The sequence below is a fragment of the Nonomuraea sp. KM88 genome, from assembly GCF_052245635.1.
Classification (GTDB): domain Bacteria; phylum Actinomycetota; class Actinomycetes; order Streptosporangiales; family Streptosporangiaceae; genus Nonomuraea.
On record NZ_JBQQCC010000004.1, the window covers coordinates 192,737 to 212,620 of the forward strand.

The 19,884-nt window shown below is 71.5% G+C and carries 21 protein-coding genes; 11 read left to right on the top strand and 10 right to left on the bottom strand.

Going from position 1 to position 19,884, the window contains the following annotated elements; all coding sequences use genetic code 11:
• A complete protein-coding gene (locus tag ACTWPV_RS14230) occupies positions 1 to 1,023 on the bottom strand; it encodes a tripartite tricarboxylate transporter substrate-binding protein (protein ID WP_347645714.1) in 1,023 nt (340 codons plus the stop codon).
• A gap of 169 nt (positions 1,024 to 1,192) precedes the next feature.
• Here ACTWPV_RS14230 and ACTWPV_RS14235 point away from each other — a divergent pair, with 169 nt between their 5' ends.
• Together ACTWPV_RS14235 and ACTWPV_RS14240 are read left to right on the top strand one after the other, a co-directional pair.
• Positions 1,193 to 1,876, top strand: a complete 684-nt coding sequence (locus ACTWPV_RS14235; RefSeq protein ID WP_347645715.1) for a response regulator transcription factor — start codon at positions 1,193 to 1,195, stop codon at positions 1,874 to 1,876.
• A 6-nt stretch (positions 1,877 to 1,882) separates the two neighbouring features.
• Positions 1,883 to 3,430 (top strand): sensor histidine kinase, encoded by a 1,548-nt coding sequence (locus ACTWPV_RS14240; RefSeq protein WP_443152095.1) that lies wholly within the window; start codon positions 1,883 to 1,885, stop codon positions 3,428 to 3,430.
• 126 nt (positions 3,431 to 3,556) lie between these two features.
• On the opposite strand, the gene ACTWPV_RS14245 is transcribed toward ACTWPV_RS14240, so the two are convergent.
• The 5 genes from ACTWPV_RS14245 to ACTWPV_RS14265 all read right to left on the bottom strand — a co-directional run bounded on the left by ACTWPV_RS14245 (position 3,557) and on the right by ACTWPV_RS14265 (position 7,261).
• Entirely contained in the window at positions 3,557 to 4,531 is a 975-nt protein-coding gene (locus tag ACTWPV_RS14245; protein ID WP_443152096.1) for a TAXI family TRAP transporter solute-binding subunit, read from the bottom strand.
• A gap of 51 nt (positions 4,532 to 4,582) precedes the next feature.
• On the bottom strand, positions 4,583 to 4,798 hold the full coding sequence (locus ACTWPV_RS14250; protein WP_443152097.1) for a hypothetical protein: 216 nt from the start codon (positions 4,796 to 4,798) through the stop codon (positions 4,583 to 4,585).
• A gap of 79 nt (positions 4,799 to 4,877) precedes the next feature.
• On the bottom strand, positions 4,878 to 5,078 hold the full coding sequence (locus tag ACTWPV_RS14255; RefSeq protein ID WP_443152098.1) for a hypothetical protein: 201 nt from the start codon (positions 5,076 to 5,078) through the stop codon (positions 4,878 to 4,880).
• A gap of 129 nt (positions 5,079 to 5,207) precedes the next feature.
• Entirely contained in the window at positions 5,208 to 6,578 is a 1,371-nt protein-coding gene (locus ACTWPV_RS14260; protein ID WP_443152099.1) for a hypothetical protein, read from the bottom strand.
• A gap of 53 nt (positions 6,579 to 6,631) precedes the next feature.
• A complete protein-coding gene (locus ACTWPV_RS14265) occupies positions 6,632 to 7,261 on the bottom strand; it encodes a TetR/AcrR family transcriptional regulator (RefSeq protein WP_443152100.1) in 630 nt (209 codons plus the stop codon).
• Between the two features lie 190 nt (positions 7,262 to 7,451).
• Between ACTWPV_RS14265 and ACTWPV_RS14270 the strand changes: the two genes are divergently transcribed.
• From ACTWPV_RS14270 to ACTWPV_RS14305, 8 genes are all read left to right on the top strand, one after another.
• Positions 7,452 to 8,492, top strand: a complete 1,041-nt coding sequence (locus ACTWPV_RS14270) for a LacI family DNA-binding transcriptional regulator (RefSeq protein ID WP_443152101.1) — start codon at positions 7,452 to 7,454, stop codon at positions 8,490 to 8,492.
• Positions 8,493 to 8,633: 141 nt separating this feature from the next.
• Positions 8,634 to 9,554 carry a carbohydrate ABC transporter permease gene (locus ACTWPV_RS14275; protein WP_347645723.1) on the top strand — a complete coding sequence of 307 codons (921 nt, stop codon included), beginning with the start codon at positions 8,634 to 8,636 and terminating at the stop codon, positions 9,552 to 9,554.
• On the top strand, positions 9,551 to 10,459 hold the full coding sequence (locus ACTWPV_RS14280) for a carbohydrate ABC transporter permease (protein WP_443152102.1): 909 nt from the start codon (positions 9,551 to 9,553) through the stop codon (positions 10,457 to 10,459). Before ACTWPV_RS14275 ends, ACTWPV_RS14280 begins: the two co-directional genes overlap by 4 nt.
• Positions 10,456 to 11,127 (top strand): hypothetical protein, encoded by a 672-nt coding sequence (locus tag ACTWPV_RS14285; RefSeq protein ID WP_443152103.1) that lies wholly within the window; start codon positions 10,456 to 10,458, stop codon positions 11,125 to 11,127. The genes ACTWPV_RS14280 and ACTWPV_RS14285 overlap by 4 nt, the downstream gene beginning before the upstream one ends.
• A complete protein-coding gene (locus ACTWPV_RS14290) occupies positions 11,127 to 12,488 on the top strand; it encodes an ABC transporter substrate-binding protein (protein ID WP_443152104.1) in 1,362 nt (453 codons plus the stop codon). The genes ACTWPV_RS14285 and ACTWPV_RS14290 overlap by 1 nt, the downstream gene beginning before the upstream one ends.
• Positions 12,485 to 13,849, top strand: coding sequence for a sulfatase-like hydrolase/transferase (locus ACTWPV_RS14295; RefSeq protein WP_347645727.1), 1,365 nt, complete (start codon positions 12,485 to 12,487; stop codon positions 13,847 to 13,849). The genes ACTWPV_RS14290 and ACTWPV_RS14295 overlap by 4 nt, the downstream gene beginning before the upstream one ends.
• 14 nt (positions 13,850 to 13,863) lie before the next feature.
• Positions 13,864 to 15,357 (top strand): sulfatase family protein, encoded by a 1,494-nt coding sequence (locus tag ACTWPV_RS14300; protein ID WP_443152105.1) that lies wholly within the window; start codon positions 13,864 to 13,866, stop codon positions 15,355 to 15,357.
• Positions 15,358 to 15,397: 40 nt separating this feature from the next.
• Positions 15,398 to 15,808: an HIT family protein gene (locus tag ACTWPV_RS14305; RefSeq protein ID WP_443152106.1), complete on the top strand. Its 411-nt coding sequence runs from the start codon at positions 15,398 to 15,400 to the stop codon at positions 15,806 to 15,808.
• A gap of 48 nt (positions 15,809 to 15,856) precedes the next feature.
• On the opposite strand, the gene ACTWPV_RS14310 is transcribed toward ACTWPV_RS14305, so the two are convergent.
• The 3 genes from ACTWPV_RS14310 to ACTWPV_RS14320 all read right to left on the bottom strand — a co-directional run bounded on the left by ACTWPV_RS14310 (position 15,857) and on the right by ACTWPV_RS14320 (position 18,627).
• The gene (locus ACTWPV_RS14310) at positions 15,857 to 16,675 is read right to left on the bottom strand and encodes a sugar nucleotide-binding protein (protein ID WP_443152107.1); all 819 of its coding nucleotides are present in this window, start codon (positions 16,673 to 16,675) and stop codon (positions 15,857 to 15,859) included.
• 34 nt (positions 16,676 to 16,709) lie between these two features.
• A complete protein-coding gene (locus ACTWPV_RS14315) occupies positions 16,710 to 17,663 on the bottom strand; it encodes a DUF3500 domain-containing protein (RefSeq protein ID WP_443152108.1) in 954 nt (317 codons plus the stop codon).
• Between the two features lie 121 nt (positions 17,664 to 17,784).
• Positions 17,785 to 18,627, bottom strand: a complete 843-nt coding sequence (locus tag ACTWPV_RS14320) for an alpha/beta fold hydrolase (protein ID WP_443152109.1) — start codon at positions 18,625 to 18,627, stop codon at positions 17,785 to 17,787.
• Positions 18,628 to 18,704: 77 nt separating this feature from the next.
• On the opposite strand from ACTWPV_RS14320, the gene ACTWPV_RS14325 reads away from it, so the two are divergent.
• Positions 18,705 to 19,571: a helix-turn-helix domain-containing protein gene (locus tag ACTWPV_RS14325; RefSeq protein ID WP_443152110.1), complete on the top strand. Its 867-nt coding sequence runs from the start codon at positions 18,705 to 18,707 to the stop codon at positions 19,569 to 19,571.
• Between the two features lie 8 nt (positions 19,572 to 19,579).
• Here ACTWPV_RS14325 and ACTWPV_RS14330 read toward each other — a convergent pair whose 3' ends face one another.
• Positions 19,580 to 19,822 carry a hypothetical protein gene (locus ACTWPV_RS14330; protein ID WP_443152111.1) on the bottom strand — a complete coding sequence of 81 codons (243 nt, stop codon included), beginning with the start codon at positions 19,820 to 19,822 and terminating at the stop codon, positions 19,580 to 19,582.
• Positions 19,823 to 19,884: the final 62 nt, after the last annotated feature.

Here is a 19,884-nt window from a genome sequence, read left to right on the forward strand (position 1 = left end):
TCAGGAGGCCTTGACGCCGGCGTCGGCGATGACCTTGCCCCAGGTGCCGAGCTGCTCTTCGAGCTTGGTCTTGTGCGCCTGCGGGGTCGCGCTCTCGGCCGGGACGGGCGCGGTGCCGAGCTTGGCCATCTGGTCGATGACCTTCTGGTCGGCCAGCGCGGCCTTCAGCGCCTCGGACAGCTTCTGCACGACGTCCTGCGGCGTGCCCTTCGGGACGTAGAGCCCGTGCCACACGCTGACCTCCAGGCCGGGCAGCCCGGCCTCGGCCGTGGTGGGCAGGTCGGGCAGGCTCTTGACCCGCTCCGGCGTGGTGACGGCGTACGCCTTGACCTCGCCGGCGGTGATCTGGCCGCTGGTGTTGGTCGTCTGGTCGCACATGAAGTCGACCTGGCCGCCGACGAGGTCGGTCAGCGCCGGGCCGGTGCCTTCGTACGGGACCTCCTGGAGCTTCACCCCGGCTGCGGTCTGGAACAGCAGGCCGCACAGGTGGGACGCGGCGCCGATGCCGGCGTTGGCCAGCGTGACCTTGTCGGCGTTCGCCTTCACGTGGGCCACGAGGTCCTTGAGCGTGGCGGGCGCGAAGTCCTTGCGGGCGACGACCGTCATGGGCACCTCGGTGACGAGCCCGACCGTCTCGAAGCTCTCCAGAGGCTGGTAGCCCAGGTCCTTGTAGAGGGCGGGCGCGGTCGACATGCCGATGTGGTGCATGAGCACGGTGTAGCCGTCGGGTTCTGCCCGCGCGACCTCGCCGGCGCCGACCGTGCCGCCCGCACCCTCGACGTTCTGCACGACGATCTTGCCGCCGAGCTTGGCGGCCATCGGCTCGGCGATCAGGCGGGTGACGGTGTCCGTCGGGCCGCCCGCGCTGAACGGCACGACGATCGTGATGTTGTCGTCCGGGTAGCCTCCGCCGGCGTCGGCGGTGCCTCCACCTCCGTTGCCGGAACACGCGGCGATGAGCGAAACGACGCCGATCGTGGCGATCATCCGCGCGGTGGCCCGGTATCTGCTGGACGTTCTCATGTCGAGGCCTCCTCGTCAGCGCATTCGCATCCGTCGGTGAGTGCGCGGCCTCAGTCTGGGCTGGCAGGGGCGCGGATAGTGTCAGAGGAATCCCAAGGAATCCGCAGGATGTCAGAGAAATCCCAAGAACGGGCTAACACCGGCGTCTGACCGGGTCGTACAATCCACTATGCGGATCACCATCATCGAGGATGACGACCGCGTGGCGCGGGGTCTGGTGACCGTCCTGGCTCAGGCCGGGTTCGAGGTCCACCGCATCGCCACCGCCGCCGAAGCCGTGCGCGCCGACCCCACCGACGTGGTCCTCGTCGACCTGGGCCTGCCCGACGGCGACGGGCTCGACGTGATCCGCAAGCTGCGCGACCGCCCGGAAACCGCCGTCATCGCCGTGACGGCACGCTCGGAGGAGCACGAGCGCGTACGCGGCCTGCGCGCCGGCGCCGACGACTACATCGTCAAGCCGTTCGGCATCCCGGAGCTGCTGGCCAGGATCGACGCCGTCCTGCGGCGCACCCGGCTGGCCCGCGCCCTCAGCCACCCCGACGAGCCCCTCGTCCTCGGCCCGCTGCGGATCGGTGTCGGCACCCGCGAGGTCACCGTCGACGGCGCCCCCGTGACGCTGACCCGCAAGGAGTTCGAGCTGCTCCTGCTGCTGGCCAGGCGGGCCCCCAACGTGGTGAGCCGCGACGTCATCCTCGACCAGATCTGGGGCGCCACCTGGGAGTCCTCCAGCCGCACCCTTGACACCCACATCGCGGCGCTACGGCACAAGCTCGGACCGGCCGTGGTCATCCGTACGATCCACGGGGTCGGCTACCGGCTCCTGGCCGAGCGGCCGGAGCCGACCGGCTGACCCGCCATGCACCGTCGCCTGCTCGTCGTCCTGGTGCCCCTCGCGGTGCTGCTCGTCGCGGCGCTCGGGGTGCCGCTCAGCGTCTCCGTGGCCGAACGGGAGATCCAGGAGACGTACGTCGACCGGCTCAACGACGTCGGACGGTTCTCGTCGCTGGCCGAGACCGCGCTCTCGACCGGGCGTACCGAGGCGCTCCAGCAGGAACTGGCCCGCTACCACGAGCTGTACGGGATCCCCGTCGCGGTGATCGACACCTCGGGCACGGTGCTGCTCGGACCCGCGGACGCCTACCAGGAGGCGGCCCGCAAGGAGCCGGCGCTGCCCCGCATCGTGACGGCCGCGCTGGCAGGGGCCAGACCCGAACCCTCAGGGGAATGGGCGCCGTGGGACGACTCCGCACTCGTGGTCGCCGAACCCGTGGGCCGGGACAGCGAGGTCGTCGGCGCCGTCGTGACGATCTCCGACCTGTCGAAGACGCGCTCCCGCATCCTCACGCGCTGGGCCCGGCTCGCCGGTCTCGGACTGCTGCCGCTGATCGCGCTCGTGGCCGTCGCCTGGCCCGTGTCGGCGTGGGTGCTGCGGCCGGTGCGCGAACTGGACGCGGCCAGCTCGCGCATCTCCCAGGGCGACCTGACGATCCGCGCGGACGCCGAGGCGGGCCCGGTCGAGCTGCGGCGGCTGGCCGAGTCGTTCAACACCATGATGGACGCCGTCGAGAACGCCGTGCAGCGGCAGCGGGCGTTCGTGTCCGACGCCTCCCACCAGCTGCGCAACCCGCTGACCAGCCTCCGGCTCGCCGTGGAGAGCCTGGAACCGCACCTGGGCCCGGCTGACGGGTCCGGGAACGGGGCCGGCAACAGGGCCGGCGACGGGCGTCAGGTGTACGCCGTCGCCGTCGACGAGCTGAAAGCCATGCAGCGGATGCTGAACTCCCTGCAGGCCAGCGCGCGGATGGAGAGCATAAGGACGGCGTCGCCGGTGGACCTCGACGCGGTACTGGCGACCCGGGTGGACCGGTGGCGGGCGCTGACGGAGAACGCGGGGCAGACGCTGGCGGTCGACGTACCGCCGGGTCTGCGGCTGCTGGAGCCGTCCGGAGGGCTGGGCAGCATCCTGGACGAGCTGATCAGCAACGCGTTGCGGCTGTCGGACGCGCGGGCGGTGGAGGTGACCGCCCAGGCCGATCCGGGCGAGGCCGGCGGCCCAGGTGGTGGGCCGGGTGATGGGCAGGGTGATGGGCCCGGGGTCGGTTCCGGGGGCGGTGGGGTGGTCACGATCGTCGTCCGTGACGACGGGCAGGGGATCGACGCGTCCGAGCGGGTCCAGGCGCTACGGCGGTTCTGGCGCTCGCCGCGGCACCAGAACGTGCCGGGGACCGGCCTCGGACTGGCGATCTGCGCCGACCTGGTGGGGGCGGCCGGGGGCGAACTGCGGCTGGAGGACGGGTTGCCGCGTCCGGACGGGTCGGGGCACGGATTCGCCGCGGTGGTCGCGTTGCCCGCCGTGCCCCGGGTGGCGTCGCCGTCGGACGCGCCGGCTCCTGCCCCCGCCTGAGCCTCGCCTGCGACCTCCGGCACGAGCCTCGCTCGGGACGCCTGATTCCCCAGCCTGAGACCTCCTGGATCCCGCAGCCTGAGACCTCCTGAATCGGGCGACGGAGACCTCGGCCGGCGCTCGGGATCAGCGCTTGCGGTCGCGGAACCAGGCGGCCGCGCCCGGATGGAGCGGGATCGACGCGGTGGAGATGCCGGTCCGTACGTTGATCTGCCACGCCTCGGGTATGGCTTCCGGACCGCCCCCGGCGGCGTCGGGCCCGCCGGAGGTGATCGTGCCGGTGTGCGTGAAGATCGTGTCGGTAATGGCGTGGACCAGGTCGTCGGGCAGGTCGTTGCGCGCGAGAAGCACGTTCGGGACGGCGACCGTGCGGGTGGCGGGGACACCGGCGTAGGCGGTCGCGGGGATCATGGCCGGAGTGTAGGGACCGGGGAACGCCGTGAAGAGCGCGGGCGCCTGCTCGTCCAGGTGGATCAGCCGGATCGCGTGTTGCCGGGCCAGCTCCGTGATGGCGGGTGTCGGGACGCCGGTCAGGGAGAACATCGCGTCGATCTCGCCGTCGCGCAGCGCCGCCGCCGATGCGGCCTGGCTGAGGTAGTGGCCGTCGGCGTCCACCGGCGCGGACTCCAGGACCCGCAGCGAGGTGAACTCGGTGCCCGAGTCGCGGGCGCCGAGGGAGACCCGCTTGCCCTTGAGGTCGCGGAACTCCTCGATCGGCGAACCGGCCATGACCACGAGGTGCAGGTGGCTCTCGTACAGGCGGCAGATCGCTGAGAGCCCCTCGGGAGCGCTGCCGTCAGCCATGATCAGCGCGTCCAGGCTCGTCAGCCCGAGCTGCACCTCGCCCGCCCGCAACATCCGGATGTTGTCGGTGGACGCCCCGCTCGGCACGGTGCGCACGGTGGCGCCCGGCACCCGCTCGGAGATGTGGCCGGCCAGCGCGCCGCCGATGCGCCGGTAGACCGCCCCCGCCGGCCCGGTGGCCAGCCGCAGGTCGACCTCGTCGGCCTCGGGCTGCTGGGCGCACCCGGCGAGCAGCCCTCCAGCGGCCAGGAGCACCGCCCGCCGGCTGGGCCGCGGCTCCGGGTTCAGCAGCACCATGCCCGCGATGATACGGACGGAGCCGCACCGCCAAGAAGTACCGATCAGCCGTTACGTCGCCTTCTGCCACACCGAGACGTGGGTGCGGCTGTCGCTGGTGAACGGCTCGCGCTTCCAGCCCGCCCATCGCTCGCGCAAGGTCATGCCGGCGAGCCGTGCCATCAGGTCGAGTTCGGCCGGCCACACGTAGCGATGCGGCGTCGAACGGGTCTCGAGCCGGCCGTCCACCACCCAGTAATGGTGGGAGACGGCGATCTGTGATGCCACGTCGTACTCCTCGAAACCGAGATGTTCCTGGGTCACGGTGAACGGATGGACGGTCTGGCCGGGCGGGAGACGCCGAAGCTCAGGGACATAGACCTCGATGACGAAACAGCCGCCGGGTGCCAGCTGCGCCGCCGGAGCTCAGCGCGCGGCGCAGCGCCTCGTCGTACGACGCCTGCGTCGCCCTGGGCAGCCCCGCGACCAGCAGGCAGGCGCTCAACGTCAGCGCGAGGAGCACGCCCATCGTGCGCAGGTGCTCCCGTGCGAGTCGCCAGAACCGCACCGTTTCTCCCGAGAGCCGAGCCCTTGCCCTGCGTGGGTCGTGTGCCGGCGCGGCGACGGTCGCGGCCGGAACCCGGGCACCGCGCAAGCTACCACCTACGGGTGCGGCTCGGCGTACGTGGACGTGCCGTCACGCCCTGGCCAGGGGAATGATCCTGCGGAACTTGCCACCGGGCGACTGCTGCGGTGGTTCCTCGGCGCGTTCGAGGGTGACGGCCCCGGCCTGGTGCTCGGCGAGCAGGTGGGTCACCTGGTCGCGCGTGGTCTCCCACACGCGGTCGGCGTCCGCGCCGTCGGCGGTTCGCAGGCGTACGCGCAAGGTGGTGGGTGCCGTCTGGACGAGCTGGAACTGCTCGACGCCCGGCACGTGCAGCGCGGCGCCGAAGACCATGGGGGAGATGCTGACGTGGTCGCCACCGCCGGTGGGGAAGGCGAGCAGCTCGGCGGCGCGGCCCTGCACCCGGATGGCGGGGAGCGGGCTGCCGCAGGGGCAGGCGTCGGGCCGGACGATGACGTTGTCACCGAGGTCGTAACGGAGGATCGGCTGGACCCGGTTGGCGAGGTTGCTGATCAGGACGGTGTGCGAGAGCTGACCCGGTGGGACGGGCCGGTGGTCGGCGTCGACCGGTTCCAGGACGGCCCAGTCGCTGTTGACGTGATACCAGCCGTCCGTGCAGCCGGCGCTCAGGAAGCCGCACTCGGCCGAGGCGTAGGTGGCGCGGACCTTGGCTCCGAACGCGGTGGCGATCCGCTCCCGGGCGTGCGGAGACAGCGTCTCACCGCCCGGGATGACCAGGGAGGGGTGGATGCGCAGGCGGCCCGCTTCCTGTTCGCCGGCGAGCAGGGTGAGCATGCCTGCGAAGCCGGCGACACTGGCGGGGTTGAACCGGTTGAGCTGGTCGACCAGGTCCGCGATCGGCTGGTTGATGGGGAAGATCCGCATCATCCGGCCGAGCCATGGCCTGTCCAACGCCATCCGGGCCGGTCCCGCGACCGTGGCGAAATGGCCGCCGGGCGCGGTGACGATGGCGGTACGGCCCGCGCGGGCGAGGGTCCGGACGACGTCCCCGGCCGACAGCCCTCCACCGGAGCGCAGGCCGAGGCCGGTGTGCACGGTCATGTTCCGGTCGTCCAGCACGAAGAGGCCGCGCAGGCCGCTGGTGCCGGTGGTGGTGACCACCAGGTAGCGGCCGCAGAACGGGTGCCCCACGAGACGCGGGTCGGCCACGAACGCCTCGACCTTCTCGAGAGTCACCTGCCGGTCGGTGACCCAGTCGTCGAAGCGGGCCATCAGCGCCTTCTTGTCGGTGGCCGGAAGCAGCGCCGGGTCGTCGACCTGATCCGGCAGGCCTTCGTACAGTTCGCGGTAGTAGGGCGAGTGGGCGCGGGCGTAGGCCACCGCCTCGGCCAGGCGGGCACGCCGGCGCCGCATGAGCCCCGCGGTGCCCTCCCGCGCGGCGCGTCGTGCGTCGCGGGCCACCTGCCGGATGTTCTCCCTCATGGCGGGCCGATCCTTTCTGCGGTATGCCGCCGGCCTTGTGGGCCGGCCCCGGGTTACGCGCCTTCGGCGTGCGGTCGCGCCGAACGCAGGCCTTGCATGGCGATGTCGACGGCATGCCGCGCCGCCTCCCACAATTCGTCCTGCGACCGGCCGAGCTGAACGCTCGTCCAGCTCGCCTGCTGGATCGCGCCCAGCAGCGCGCCGGTCATCGCCGCGGCGGTGATGGGGTCGAGCCGGTCGGGGAACGCCTTCTGCAACTCGCCGGCGATCCGGTGCTGCAGGTCAAGCATCAGGTAGAGCCCTTTCGCCTGCAGGGCGGGCGTGTTCAGCACAAGACGGGCCGTCGCGGACAGCTCTTCGGGCTCTTTCTGTGGAACCTTGGGCCGGCGGTGGGCGGCGTACTCCTGGATCATCCTCGCCAGCACCTCGCCGGGACCCTCCTCCGGCCGGCGTTCCGCGATCGCCCGGAAGAGCACGTCGAAGTCCCGCTCGCTGCCGACCCACAGAACCTCGTCCTTGCTGCGGAAGTAGTTGGAGAAGGTCTTGGGGTCGACGTCCGCCGCCGCGGCGATCTGCGCCATCGTGGTCTGCTCGTATCCCTGCTCCTCGAACAGCTTGATCGCCACCATGACGATCCGTTGCCGCGTCTCACGCTTCTTCCGCTCCCGCCGCGACTCCTGCATGGACCAGAACATACGCTTACCGAAACTTCCCTGCAACCGGAAAGTTCCATGATCGGGAATTTTGTCCCGGCCGAGATCGGGCTATCCTGAGGCCGCCACTGATCACCTGGTGATCACCGCCTGCTGTTCGCCGCGGCGGCGACGCTTGTCGTTCATGCAGGGCGGTGCCGGCCGGCGCGGGAGGTGAGACGTGCAAGACGACCTGGAGCAGGGCGACCGGGCCCGGGGGCGACGGGTGCGGATGATCGACGTGGCCAACTCGCTGGGGTTGTCCCGGGCCACCGTCTCGCTGGTGATGCGGAACAGCCCGCTGGTGTCGGCGGCGACCCGGAGCGCGGTCCTGGCCGAGGCCGAGCGGCTGGGATACATCTACAACCAGGCCGCCGCGAACCTGCGGACCCAGCGTAACGACCTGGTCGGGCTGGTGATGCCGGACGTGATGAACCCGTTCGTCGCCGAGGTGTCGCTGGGCGTGCAGGAGGTGCTCGGCGAGGTCGGCTTCTTCGTCACGATCGCCAACACGGTCGACCGGCTGGACCTGCAGCGACAGATCCTGCAGTCCCTGGTCGGGCACCGGGCGGCCGGCGTCGTCACCATCCCGGCGCTGACCTCGGCGGCCGACCATTTCGCCGGCATCCGCCGCAGCGGCCTGCCGACGGTGCTGCTGTTGCGGCACATCGACGGTGTCGACCTGCCCTTCGTCGGCACTGACGAGGTGGCCATCGGCCGGCTCGGCGCCGAGCACCTCATCGCCGTGCACGGCTGCCGCCGGGTGGCCTACTTCGGCGGCGACCCGCTGGCCTCGCCGCGGGTGGGCCGGATGCGGGCCTTCCGCGAGGCGGTCGCCGGGGCCGGCGCCGGCTGGGACGCGGCCTGGTCGGAGCCGCTGGAGGCGACCGCGGACGCGGCGCGCCGCCGCGCCGCCGACCTGCTCGCCGCGGGGCCGCCGCCGGACGGGGTGCTGTGCCACAGCGACAACGTGGCCTACGGCCTGGCAAAGGCGCTGCGGCTCGGCACGCCCGACGCGACGCCCTGCGCGGTGCTGGGCATCGACGACCTTCACCAGTCGGCGATGTGGAACCCGTCGATCAGCAGCATCGCCACCGATCCTGTCGAGCTGGGCCGGGTCTGCGGCCGCGTGCTGCTGGCGGAGATGGGGATGCCGGTCGAGGGCGGCCGTACGCCTCCGCCGCCCGAAATCCACGCGCGCGCGTCCTGCGGTTGCCACTGAACTATTCCACCCTTGACCTACCGGTTTTTGTCGATATGGTTGACCCGTCGGTTTAGATCGATCTAAGGTCCATACCGAGTTGATGAGGCCCCATCGGCGCGAGCCCAGGGCCGGCGCACTCGACCGAGGGAGGGGGCACGGATGCCCGCAGCCGTCCGCACTCCCCGTCGCGCGCAGTGGCACCGGCGCGAGGACGGCGTCGGCCGCCTGATGTTGCTGCCGAGCCTGCTGCCCTACCTAGCCTTCGCGCTGCTGCCCATCGGCTGGCTGTTCTGGTTCAGCTTCCAGCGCTGGAACGGGTTCACGGAGCCGCGGTTCACCGGGGCCGCCAACTACGAGCGGATGATCGGCGACGGGCAGTGGTGGCTCGCGGTGCTGAACACGGTGAAGTTCGGGGCCGGCCGGCTGATCATCGAGATCCCGCTGGCACTGGTGCTGGCCTACGTGTTCTTCCGCGGGGTGCGCGCCGGAACCGTCTACCGGACGATCCTGTTCCTGCCGCACGTGTTGTCGCCGGCGATCGTCGGCATCATCTTCGTCTTCCTGCTGCGCGAGACCGGCGGGCCGATCAACCAGCTGCTCGTCGGATCGGGCCTGGTGGAGACGCCGATCCGCTTCCTGGGTGAGGCCGGCAGCGCGCTCGCCAGCCTCATCGGCGTCGGCGTGTGGGCCCACCTCGGGATCAACCTGCTGCTCTTCTTCGCCGGCATGATGACGATCCCGAACGAGCTGCTCGAAAGCGCGTCGCTGGAAGGCGCCGGTCACTGGTCGACGCTGCGCCACATCGTGCTGCCGATGCTGGCCCCGGTGACACGGGTGGTGATCCTGATCTCGATCATCGGTACGCTGCGCAGCTTCGACCTGGTCAAAACGCTCACCGACGGCGGACCGGCCGGCGGCACCGAGGTGATGTTCACCTACCTCTACCGGTTCTTCTTCGAGCCCGAATCGGTGCCGCAGATCGGCTACGCCGCCGCGCTCGGCGTCACCGCGAGCGTGATCGTCGGCATCATCTCCGTGGCCTACCTGCGGATCAGCCGGAGCGGGAGGGCGGCACCATGACCACACCCACCGTCACCGAACCCGCGACCCCGACGGCCGCCCAGCCCGTGCCGTCCGGGCGCCCGCGCCGCATCCGCCCGCTGACCGCGCTGCTGCACGCGGTCCTGATCGCGGCTGCGCTGATCATGCTGTCGCCGCTGGTCTTCGGGCTGTTCGCCTCGGTGTCGCCGCTGGAACAGATCCTCAGCAGGAACGGCGGCCTGCTGCCCAGGGTCTGGGAGTGGGGCACCTACCTCCAGGCCTGGACCACGGCCAGCTTCTCCCGCTATTTCGTCAACAGCGTGATCGTCACGACCCTGGTCGTGGTGCTGGACACGCTCGCCTCCAGCATGACCGGCTACGTGCTGGCGCGGCGCCGGCTCCGCGGCCAGCGATTCCTCGAAGGCCTGTACGTCGGCACCCTGTTCGTCGGCCTGACCACGGCGACGCTCTACCCGCAGTACGTGATCGCCGAGGCGCTGGGCCTGGCCAATCTGCTCGGGATCGCGCTGGTCCAGCTGGCCGGCATCATGCTGGTGCACATCTTCCTGATCAAGGCGTTCGTGCTCGGCCTCGGCACCGAGATGGAGGACGCCGCCCGCGTCGACGGCTGCGGGTTGTTCGGCACCTACTGGCGCATCGCCTTCCCGATGATGCGGCCGATCCTCGCCACCACGGTGATCCTCGGTTTCCAGGCCTCGTGGAACAACTACCAGGTGCCGCTGGTGTTCTCGCTCGCCGCACCCGACCTGCGCACGCTGGTCGTGGGCGTGAGCGCGCTGCAGTACGACGCCGCCGAGGGGATGACGCCGTACAACACGGTGCTGGCCGGCGCGAACATGGCGCTGGTGCCGATCGTGGTGATCTTCATCCTGCTGCAGCGGCACTTCGTGCGCGGCTGGACGGACGGGTCGGTGAAGGGATGACCCTGCTCGCTCCGGACGGCGCCCTGCTGCGCGGCTGGTCCCGCTGGTGGTTCTGGGCCTGGACCAGCTGCTGCTGGCTGCTGTTGAGCCTGCCCGTGATCACCGCCCCCGCGGCCACCCTGTGGCTGGTCGCCCAGCAACGCCGGCAGGCCCGCGGCGAGGCCGCACTCGGGCCCGGCGAGACGCTGCGGTTCCTGGCCCGCCGGCTGCTGCCCGCCCTGCGGCTGGCCGGCTGCCATCTCGGCATCGCCTGCCTGGTGCTCATCGGCCTGCTCGGCCCGTCTCCCGGCGGGCCCTACGGCTGGCTGGTGCTGGTCACCAGCGTGGTGGCCGGGGTGACCTGGGCGCTCGTCGCCCCGTGGTCAGTCGTGATGTTCGAGCGCACCGGCCGTACCGTGGCGGCGCTGCGGATGGCGTACGTGCTGGCGCTGTCGCGGATCGAGCTGGCACTGACCGCGACGGTGGCCATGCTGGTCGCCGCCGTCGCCGGGCCGTTCCTGGCGACCCAGGTGCCGTACGCCGGCCCGCTGCTGGCGATCGCGCTGCCTGCGGCCACGGCCAGTTTCGTGATCATGCTCGGCGATCGGGCCGCCGCGGTCCACGACGTGGTCTCCGCCGGCCGGATCGGGGTCCGGTTCGGTCCCTTCCGGATGAGAAAGGCCCCCTGATGATCGATCCCTCCTTGACCCGCCGCGGACTGTTCGGCACGCTCGCCGCCGGCGCCGCGGGTGTCCTCGTCGGCTGCGGCGGCTCCTCGAGCGGTTCCACCGATCCTGACGAGCTGACCACGATCGTGGTCTGGGACCGGGCGGGCGCGCACGCCAAGGCCCGGCAGGAGTTCTTCCGTACCTGGAACCAGCAGGAGGGCAAGTCTCTCGGCATCGCGGTGCGGTACGAGCCGCAGGCGACGGACAAGTACGAAGAGATCGTCCGGCTCGGCTTCCAGACCAAGAGGGCGCCCGACCTGTTCCACAGCCCGTCGGCGCAGCTGGGCGCGTTCGTCGCGGCCGGGTGGGTGCAGCCGCTGCCGGACCTGGTCGACAAGGCCGTGCTGGACAAGGCCGCGCCCTACCACCAGAAGAACAGCGAGCTGGTCTGGGGCGGCGTGCCGTATGCGGTGCCGACCACCGCGTTCACCAACCGGATGCTGATCAACACCGACCTGTTCGAGAAGGCCGGGCTGGACCCGGACTCGCCGCCCGCGACGTTCTCGGAGGTACGGGAGGCGGCGGCGGTCATCACCAGGAGCGGCAAGGGTGACGCGTTCGGCATGCTGATCCCGATCAAGGCGACCGGGTTCCGGCAGTGGAGCGTCGACATCCTGCTGATGGCGGCCGACCCGGCGCTGGCCCAGTTCGGGCTGTTCAACGCGGCCACGCAGAAGTACGAGTCGGCCAAGTACGCGCCACTGCTCGAGCTCTACCGGAGCATGCTCACCGACAAGACCGCCTACCCGGGCGCCGCGACGCTGACCGGTGACGTCGCCATCAACGCCTTCGGCAAGGGCGAGGCCGGGATGTACGTCACCAGCAGCGCGGTCGTGTCCTCGCTGGCCGATCTCGGCAGCGAGGTCAAGGCGGCCGCGGCCCCGCTGCCGGTGCCGGACGGGCAGAAGCCGGTGCGGTCGCCGATGAACGCCGGTTACCCGTACGCGATCTCGTCGACCACCGGGAACCCGGAGAAGGCCGCCAAGGTGTTCGAGGTGATGGTCGGCGACGGGATGCAGGAGGCGCTGGCCGCGAAGGCGGCGCCGCCGCTGAACGCCGCCGTCTGGGACTCCGCCGCGATCAAGGACAACGCGCTGCTCCAGCAGTTCCGGCCGGCCGAAGGCGACGAGCAGTGGCCGAAGACGCCCGGCGGCCTGCTGCAGGTGGATGGGGAGAGCGTCGATCAGACCGTGGAGAAGCTGCTGCTCGACCCGTCGGCGGCTCTCGGACCGGCGCTCACCGCCATGCAACAGCGCATGCAGGCCGCCTACGACGCCGCGGTGAAGAGCGGCGAGATCGACCCGCGGGAGTTCCAGGCGTGACGGTCCCGAACCTCGTCGTGCTGCTGGCCGACCAGTGGCGGAGCCAGGACCAGGGCTGGCTCGGCGGCGCCCGCGGACGAGCCTCCCAGGTCCGCACACCGCACCTGGACCGGCTGGCGGCCGGCGGCGCCGCGATCGCGGGCGGCTGCTCCAGCTCGCCGGTCTGCGGACCGAGCCGGGGCAGCCTGCTCACCGGCCGCCTGCCCCACCAGCACGGCGTGGTCGCCAACGACCTGCCGCTCTCGCCCCGGCTGGAGACTCTGGGGACGGCGCTGTCCGCCGCCGGGTACCGGACCGGCTGGATCGGCAAGTGGCATCTGGCCGGGCTGCCACGGGACAAGTGGGTGCCGCCCGCCGCGCGGCCGGGAATCGAGCACTGGGCGGGGGTCGACTGCTCGCATGACCACGTCGACGGCCACTACTACGTCGGCGTCGAGAGCCCGACCAGGGTCGACTTCGTCGGATACGAGCCCGAGGTGCAGACCGACCTCGCCTTGGAGTTCCTCGCCGGGCAGGACGCCCCCTTCTTCCTCACGCTGTGCTACAACCCGCCGCACGACCCGTACGACTCGGTGCCGGAGCACCTTCGCACGGGTTACCCGATCGAGCGGATGACGGTGCCGCCGAACACGCCAGACGGCGACGAGCAGCGCGAGGTGCAGCGGCTCTACTGGAGCGCGATCACGGCGGTGGACGCGCAGATCGGCCGGGTCGTGGCGGAGCTGGACCGGCTCGGGCTGCGCGAGAACACGATCGTCGTGGTCACCTCCGACCACGGCGACATGCTCGGAGCCCACGGCCTGCGGGCCAAGCAGAGCCCGTACGCGGAGGCCGTCAGGGTGCCGATGGTGATCAGCGGGCCAGGCGTTCCCGCCGGCCGCCCGGCCGGCCTGCTCGGCCTGGTCGATCTCGCTCCGACCCTGCTCGGACTGCTCGGGCTGCCGCCGATCGGGGTGTACGGCCGCGACCTGAGCGATCGGCTCAGAGCCGGCGCCTCCCTGCGCACGGAGCTGCTGATCGGCAACTGGGTCAGCTTCGACAACGGCTACGACCAGGGCATCGGCGAGTGGCGGGGCTTCGTCACCGACGAGCTGACCTACGCGCGTACCGTCGACGGCCGGCCCTGGCTGCTGTTCGACGACCGCGCCGATCCCTGGCAGCTGAACAACCTGGCCGGCGACCCGGCGGCGGCCGGCCGGGTCGCCGCGGCCGACGACCGCCTGTCGGCGCTGCTGGCGGAGTCCGGGGACACGTTCTGGCCGGCTGACCGGTTGCTGACCGAGCTGGGCCTGGTCGATGACTGGAACGCCCGCGAGATCTCCCTGCGGGGCGACAAGGCCCGGCTGCTGCCGACTCTGTGAGGAGAGACCCGTTCATGCCCACCCGCCCGAACGTGCTGTTCGTGATGACCGACCAGCAGCGGTTCGACACCATCGCGGCGCTCGGCAACCCCCATGTCGCGACGCCCCATCTCGATCGGCTGGCGGCCCGCGGGACCGTCTTCGACAACGCGTACTCCACTTCCCCGGTCTGCGTCCCGGCCCGCTACACGCTGCGCAGCGGATGCGAACCGACCAGGACCGGGGTGTACGACAACACCGTCCCCGACGGGGGACACGCCGCGATCCGGGAACGCTGCGGCCCGTACCTGGCCGATGCGATGGGCCTGCGCGGGTACCGCACCTGGGGCGTCGGCAAGTTCCACACCGAGCCGTGGGACGCGCCGGTCGGTTACGAGGTGCAGCGGCACAGCGAGGAGTTCTACGGCAGCCCCGAGCAGCGCGCAGGGGACGCGTACGCGTCGTGGATCGCGACGGAACACCCTGAGTACGACTGGATCGAGGCACTGATGGGGGAGCGGACCGACATGTACTACATGCCGCAGCTCAGCCCCTTGCCGGCCGACTGCACCGTCGAGTCGTGGGCCACGCGGGAGGCGATCGAGCTGATGGCCGCCGACGACGACCGGCCCTGGTTCGGATTCGTGTCCTACATCGGCCCGCACCCCCCGTTCGCGCCGCCGCTGCCGTACAACCGGATGTACGACCCCGACCAGATGCCCGACCCTGTGTGCGGCGATCGTGCCATTGACCATCTCGACCAGCACATCCCCTGGATGAACCACCTGGTCTACGCCGAAGACGTCGACCCGCACCGCGCCCGGACGCTGAAGGCCCGCTATTACGGCGAGATCAGCTACATCGACGGCTGCGTCGGCGACCTGCTCGATGCGGTGGAGCGAAGACCGGACGCCGACAACACCCTGATCTGCTTCTACGCCGACCACGGCGACCTGCTCGGTGACCATCACGGCTGGCAGAAGGAGAGCTTCTTCGAAGCGTCAGCCCGGGTCCCGTTCCTGATCTCCTGGCCGGAGCGGATCGCGCCCGGTGACCGCCGATCGGAGCCGGTCTGCCTGACCGACCTGTTCGGCCTGGCCACCTCCGCCGCGGGGCAGCCGGAGCTGCGGCAGGGGAGTGACCTGTTCGGCCTGCTGGCCGGTACGGCGCCGCCCAGGGAGACGCTCTTCGGCTACCACGGGCGGCCCGGCACCCGGCGGTTCAAGGCGATGGTCCGCCAGGATCACCTGAAGCTGATCTGGCTGGCCAACGGCGGGCACCGGCTGCTGTTCGATCTCGCGGCCGACCCGCACGAGCTCAAGCCGGTGCAGGCGGAACGGCCGGAAGACGCCGACCGGCTGACCGCGCTGCTGGCCGCGCAACTCCGGTCCGAGGGCGTGGCCGAGGCCTTCGACCGCGAAACCCTCGGCCGGGACCTGCGGACCTTCCCGTACGAGGAATGGCCGCTGACGAGGATCCACCAGTTCGACCTGTCGCGAGGGGTCACCGGCTACGGCGCCGCCGGGTAACCGGATGGCGGTCCGTCCGGCGGGATGCGACCATCGGCGGGTGGACGCATGTGTCTTCTGCGAGATCGTCGCCGGGCGGGCTCCCGCCTACCGGGTGATGGAGGACGAGCACGCGGTCGCGTTCCTGGACATCGCCCCCGCCGCGCCTGGTCACACGCTGGTCGTGCCGCGCGGGCATGCGCGGGATGTGTGGGAGCTGCCCGAGGACGCCTGCGCCGAGGTCGCCCGGCTGGTGCATCGGGTGAGCGCGCTGCTGCGGGTGGCGCTGGCCCCCGACGGACTGTCGGTCACCCACGCCACGGGGGAGGCGGCCGGGCAGGACGTCTTCCACTTCCACGCGCACGTCGTCCCGCGGTGGCGGGGCGACGACGTGAGGCTGATGTGGAAGACCCGGCGAGCTTCGTCTCAGGAGCTGCACGAGGTGCTGGAGCGGGTGACCGCGGCCAGGTGAGCGGTGAAGCGATCTTCGGCGTGCGGGTGGGCGGTCACCGGCGTCACCTCACCTCAGGAACTCCCGCGCGCCCCGCAGGCGGGTCCTGAGCCGCCGCTGGGTCATGCCGCACTCCAGGCGCACGTCCACCGGGCCGGGCACGCCGGCGTCCGCTCTCCGGGCAGAGGGCAGCCGGTCGGCGTCGAGGCCGTCGCGCCGGGCGATGAGCCGCCCCAGCTCGTACCGGCTCACCGCGTCGGCCCCGGCGACGTGGTGGATGCCGTGGTGGCCGGAGACGGCGAGTTCGAGCAGCGCCGCGGCGAGATCGGCGACGTGCACGGGGCATCGTACGTCGTCGGTGAACAGCGCTCCTCTCGCCCTGCCGGTGGCCAGGGCGTGCACCAGCGCCTCGTGCGCAGAACCGCCGCCACCGATGATCAGGGAGGTCCTGGCCGTCACCGCGGCAGGCGCGATCGCGTGCACGGCGGTCTCGGCGGCGGCTTTGGCGGCGCCGTACGGGGTGATGGGGTCGGGGGCGCACGTCTCGTCGTAACGGATGGCGGCGCCGGAGAAGACCGCGTCGCTGGACACCTGGACCAGGCGCGCACCTGCCGCGGCGGCGGCCAGGGCCACGTGCACGGCTCCCGTCGCCGTGGTCGCCCAGTCCGTCTGCCGGAAGGCGGCGTTGATCACGACCTCTGGCCGGCGTGCCGAGATCAGCGCCCCGACGTCGTCCCGCCGGCGCACGTCGAGCGGCGACCACGCGACACCTTCCGTCTCTCCCGGCCGGGAGAGGTAGGTCGCGGCCACCTCGTGTCCGGCCGTCGAACACTGCCTGGCGAGTTCGCCGCCGAGCAGGCCGCTGCCGCCGACGATGAGGACCCTCATAGCGGGCCACCACAAGAGACCGTCATTGGGGCGGTCAGTGGTGCTCGGCGTAGTGGCGCGCGAGCAGGTCCTCGCCCCAGTCGTTGCGCAGGTCGCGCCACACGGAGTGGATGTGGTTGGCGTCGTCCTGGGTGTTGTCGTACTCGAGGAGAAACGTGGGCCCGGCGACGCAGTAGTAGTGGCCCTGCCCGCGCTCGTCGGACCCCATCCACGCGAACGTCACCTTGTCGAGCCCGGCGTCGAGCACGTCGCGCCAGCAGGTCTCGCCGTACCAGCCCGGGGCACGGTCGAAATAGCGGCGGATCAGCCGTTCGAGCAGTTCCTTGGACGACGTGGACATGTCGGCGCAGGGCAGCCCGTGGGGGATGAGGCCGGGATCGGCCGCGGGGTCGTTGCGGGTGAGGACGTCGTCCGGGGCCGCCTGGCTGGTGACCGCGATCGAGCGCTGGTGCGGCGCGAGGTCGGCGAGCAGCGCCCGGCCCAGCTCCTCCTCCTCGGCGAGCAGCCGCAGACCCCGCTGCGGCCCGGACAGGACCATGGCCGGTTCTGCGCCGAGGAAGCTCGGCGTGACGGCGACCGCGTCGCCGGCGACCGTGATGTGCACCGCGAGGTGGTGGCCGTTGACCCGCCACGTCCACGGGTCCACTCCTCCCGGGTCGCCGAAGACCCGGAACCAGTAGCGGTCGCCGTCGATCTGGTCGACGCCGGTCGCCAGCCGGCGCCGGACGCGTTCGAGCTCGATGACGCCTCTCGCCGTGCGCGCGCCGGCCACGCCGCAGCCGGCGTCGAGCAGGGCGAGTGCCAGCTCCTGCTGCCCGGAGGTCATCTCGGCCAGCGGCAGCCCCGGACGGGGACCCGGCAGATAGGACCACTCGGTGCGCTCGGGCGAGCCGAACGCCGCCGTCGCCGCGGCCCTCCGCTCGGTGTCGAGCGAGCCGAGGAAGCGCAGCACCGCCTGGCGCATCGTATGGACGTCATGGGAACTCATGGAAGCTTCCTTAACGGGAGGAGGGAGTCGTGAAGGTCAGAACACGGGCTCTGACGCCACGAACCGCAACATCCTGCAATCTAAACGACAGCAAGGTGGTACGGATCGCCGATCGTCCCGTTCAGCCGGCCCGCGCGGCGTGGATCGCGCTGAACGCCAGGAGAGGGGCGGCGGTCCGTCCCGGATCCTCCATGATGGGCGTGTGCCCGAGACCGGGCAGCATCTCGACCCTCGCTCCGGGGACGACGCGGTAGCCGGCGGCGGATGAGGACCGCCATCGACGATCGTCCTCGCCGAAGATCACCAGCAGCGGCTTGCCGAGCACCCTCAGCCGATCCGGCAGCGCCCGCTCCTCCAGGTAGGCGCGGGTGGCCTGCATCGTCGTGGTGAACGTGTGGTAGGTCATGCTGCGCACCTCGTCCAGGAACTCGTCGGGGATCCGGTAGCCCGCGCGGCTGAAGGCAGGGCCCGCCAGCCGGCGGACCTGCTCGTTGGCCGGCGGCCACTGAGAGGGCCCGATCGCGGCCGTCTCCGGGGCTATGAAGGCGTCCAGGCTCGGGCCGGTGTTGATGAGCGCGAGCGCGCTCACCAGGTCGGGCCGCTCCTCGGTGAGGGCGGTGGCGACCGCGCCGCCGCTGGAATGGCCGGCGACCAGGGCACGCCTGACGCCGAGCCGGTCCAGTGCCGCGCCGACCCGGCGCCCCTGCTCCGGGAGCGCGTAGCTGCGGTCGGCGGGTTTGGCTGACCGGCCGTGCCCGAGCAGGTCGATCCGGATGACGCGATGAGCTCCGGTCAGCATCGGAACCAGCGCGTCCCACGAGCGGGCCGAGGACGCGGACCCATGGATGAGCAGCAGCGCGGGTGCGTCGCGGGGGCCGTCCTGGCACACGTGGATGTCGCCGTCGTCCAGTGACAGCGTCGTGTTCTCTGTGGCCTCAGCGTGCGTGCCGTCAGGAATCGTCATGGTGTCACTGTGGCCGCCGGCGCGCACCGGTGGATTGGACGAATGTTCCCCTCGGCCGGCTTGCCTAGCATGGAAACATGCGGACGTTCGTCCACGGTGCGGCGGTGTGGGGCGTCGCGTGCCCACGGAGGCCCAGCCGGGTGGCGGGTGTCACCATGGCCGGGTTCCGGGTCCGTGACCTGAGCGCGCTGCGCATGATCCCGCACCCGGCCGTGACCCTGATCGTGGAGTTCGGCGCCGGTTCGCCCGTGGTGGACCATGCCGCCGGGCGGCTGCGGGGCAGCGTCGCAGCCGGGCCGGGGATCGGGGCGGGAGGCGCGGTCTGGGCGTCGGGCGAGAACGTGGAGTGCGTGCAGGTGCGCCTGTCCCCGGTGATCGCACGCGCGGTTCTGGGCGTCTCCCCGGCCGACCTCGACGGCGTCGTGGTGGCCCTCGATGACCTGTGGGGCCGGGAGGCGTCGCGGATCCGCGAGCGGCTGGGCGAGGTCTCGTCGTGGCAGTATCGTTTCGCGCTGACGGACGCGATGCTCGCCAGCCGGCGTGCCGCGGGGCCGCCGGTGGACCCTGAGGTGGCCTGGGCCTGGAGGCGGATCGCCGGCGACCGCGGCCGGACCCGGATCGACGGGCTCGCGGCGGAGGTCGGATGGAGCCGCAAGCGCCTGTGGTCCCGGTTCCGGTCGCAGCTCGGCCTGCCGCCCAAACGCGCCGCGAAGCTGGTCCGCTTCGACCATGCCGCCCATCGCCTGGTGGCGGGCGAAGACGCCGCCCGAGTAGCGGCCGACGTCGGCTACGCCGACCAGTCCCACCTGCACCGGGACGTCGTGGCGTTCACCGGGGTGACTCCCGCGACCGTGGCCGGCGAGCCGTTTCTGGCGGTCGACGACCTGGCATGGAGCGGCCACGTCTCCGGGGATCTCGGGCTCGGGCGCCGGCCGTCGCGGTGATCTGCGGCTCACACGTCTTCGATGGCCGTCTCGTTGGCCTGCTCGGCACGCTTGTGGTTGCCCGAGTGCTCGATGATGCCGTCGGCCAGACGGTGCAACTGCTCGATGAGGGATGCGTACGCCTCCGGCATCGTGCCCAGCAGGTCCGTGTATTCGGCGTCGAACCCGGCGCTGGGTTCCGCGGCGTCGCCCACCGGGTGCCGGCCGGCGATGGTGAGCGTCTGCTTGGTGAGGTCGTCGAGATTTTTCACCACATCCTGGACCGCCTCCGAGGCGGCTCTGAGGCTGGTGTGGTGAACTTCCTGATCATGCG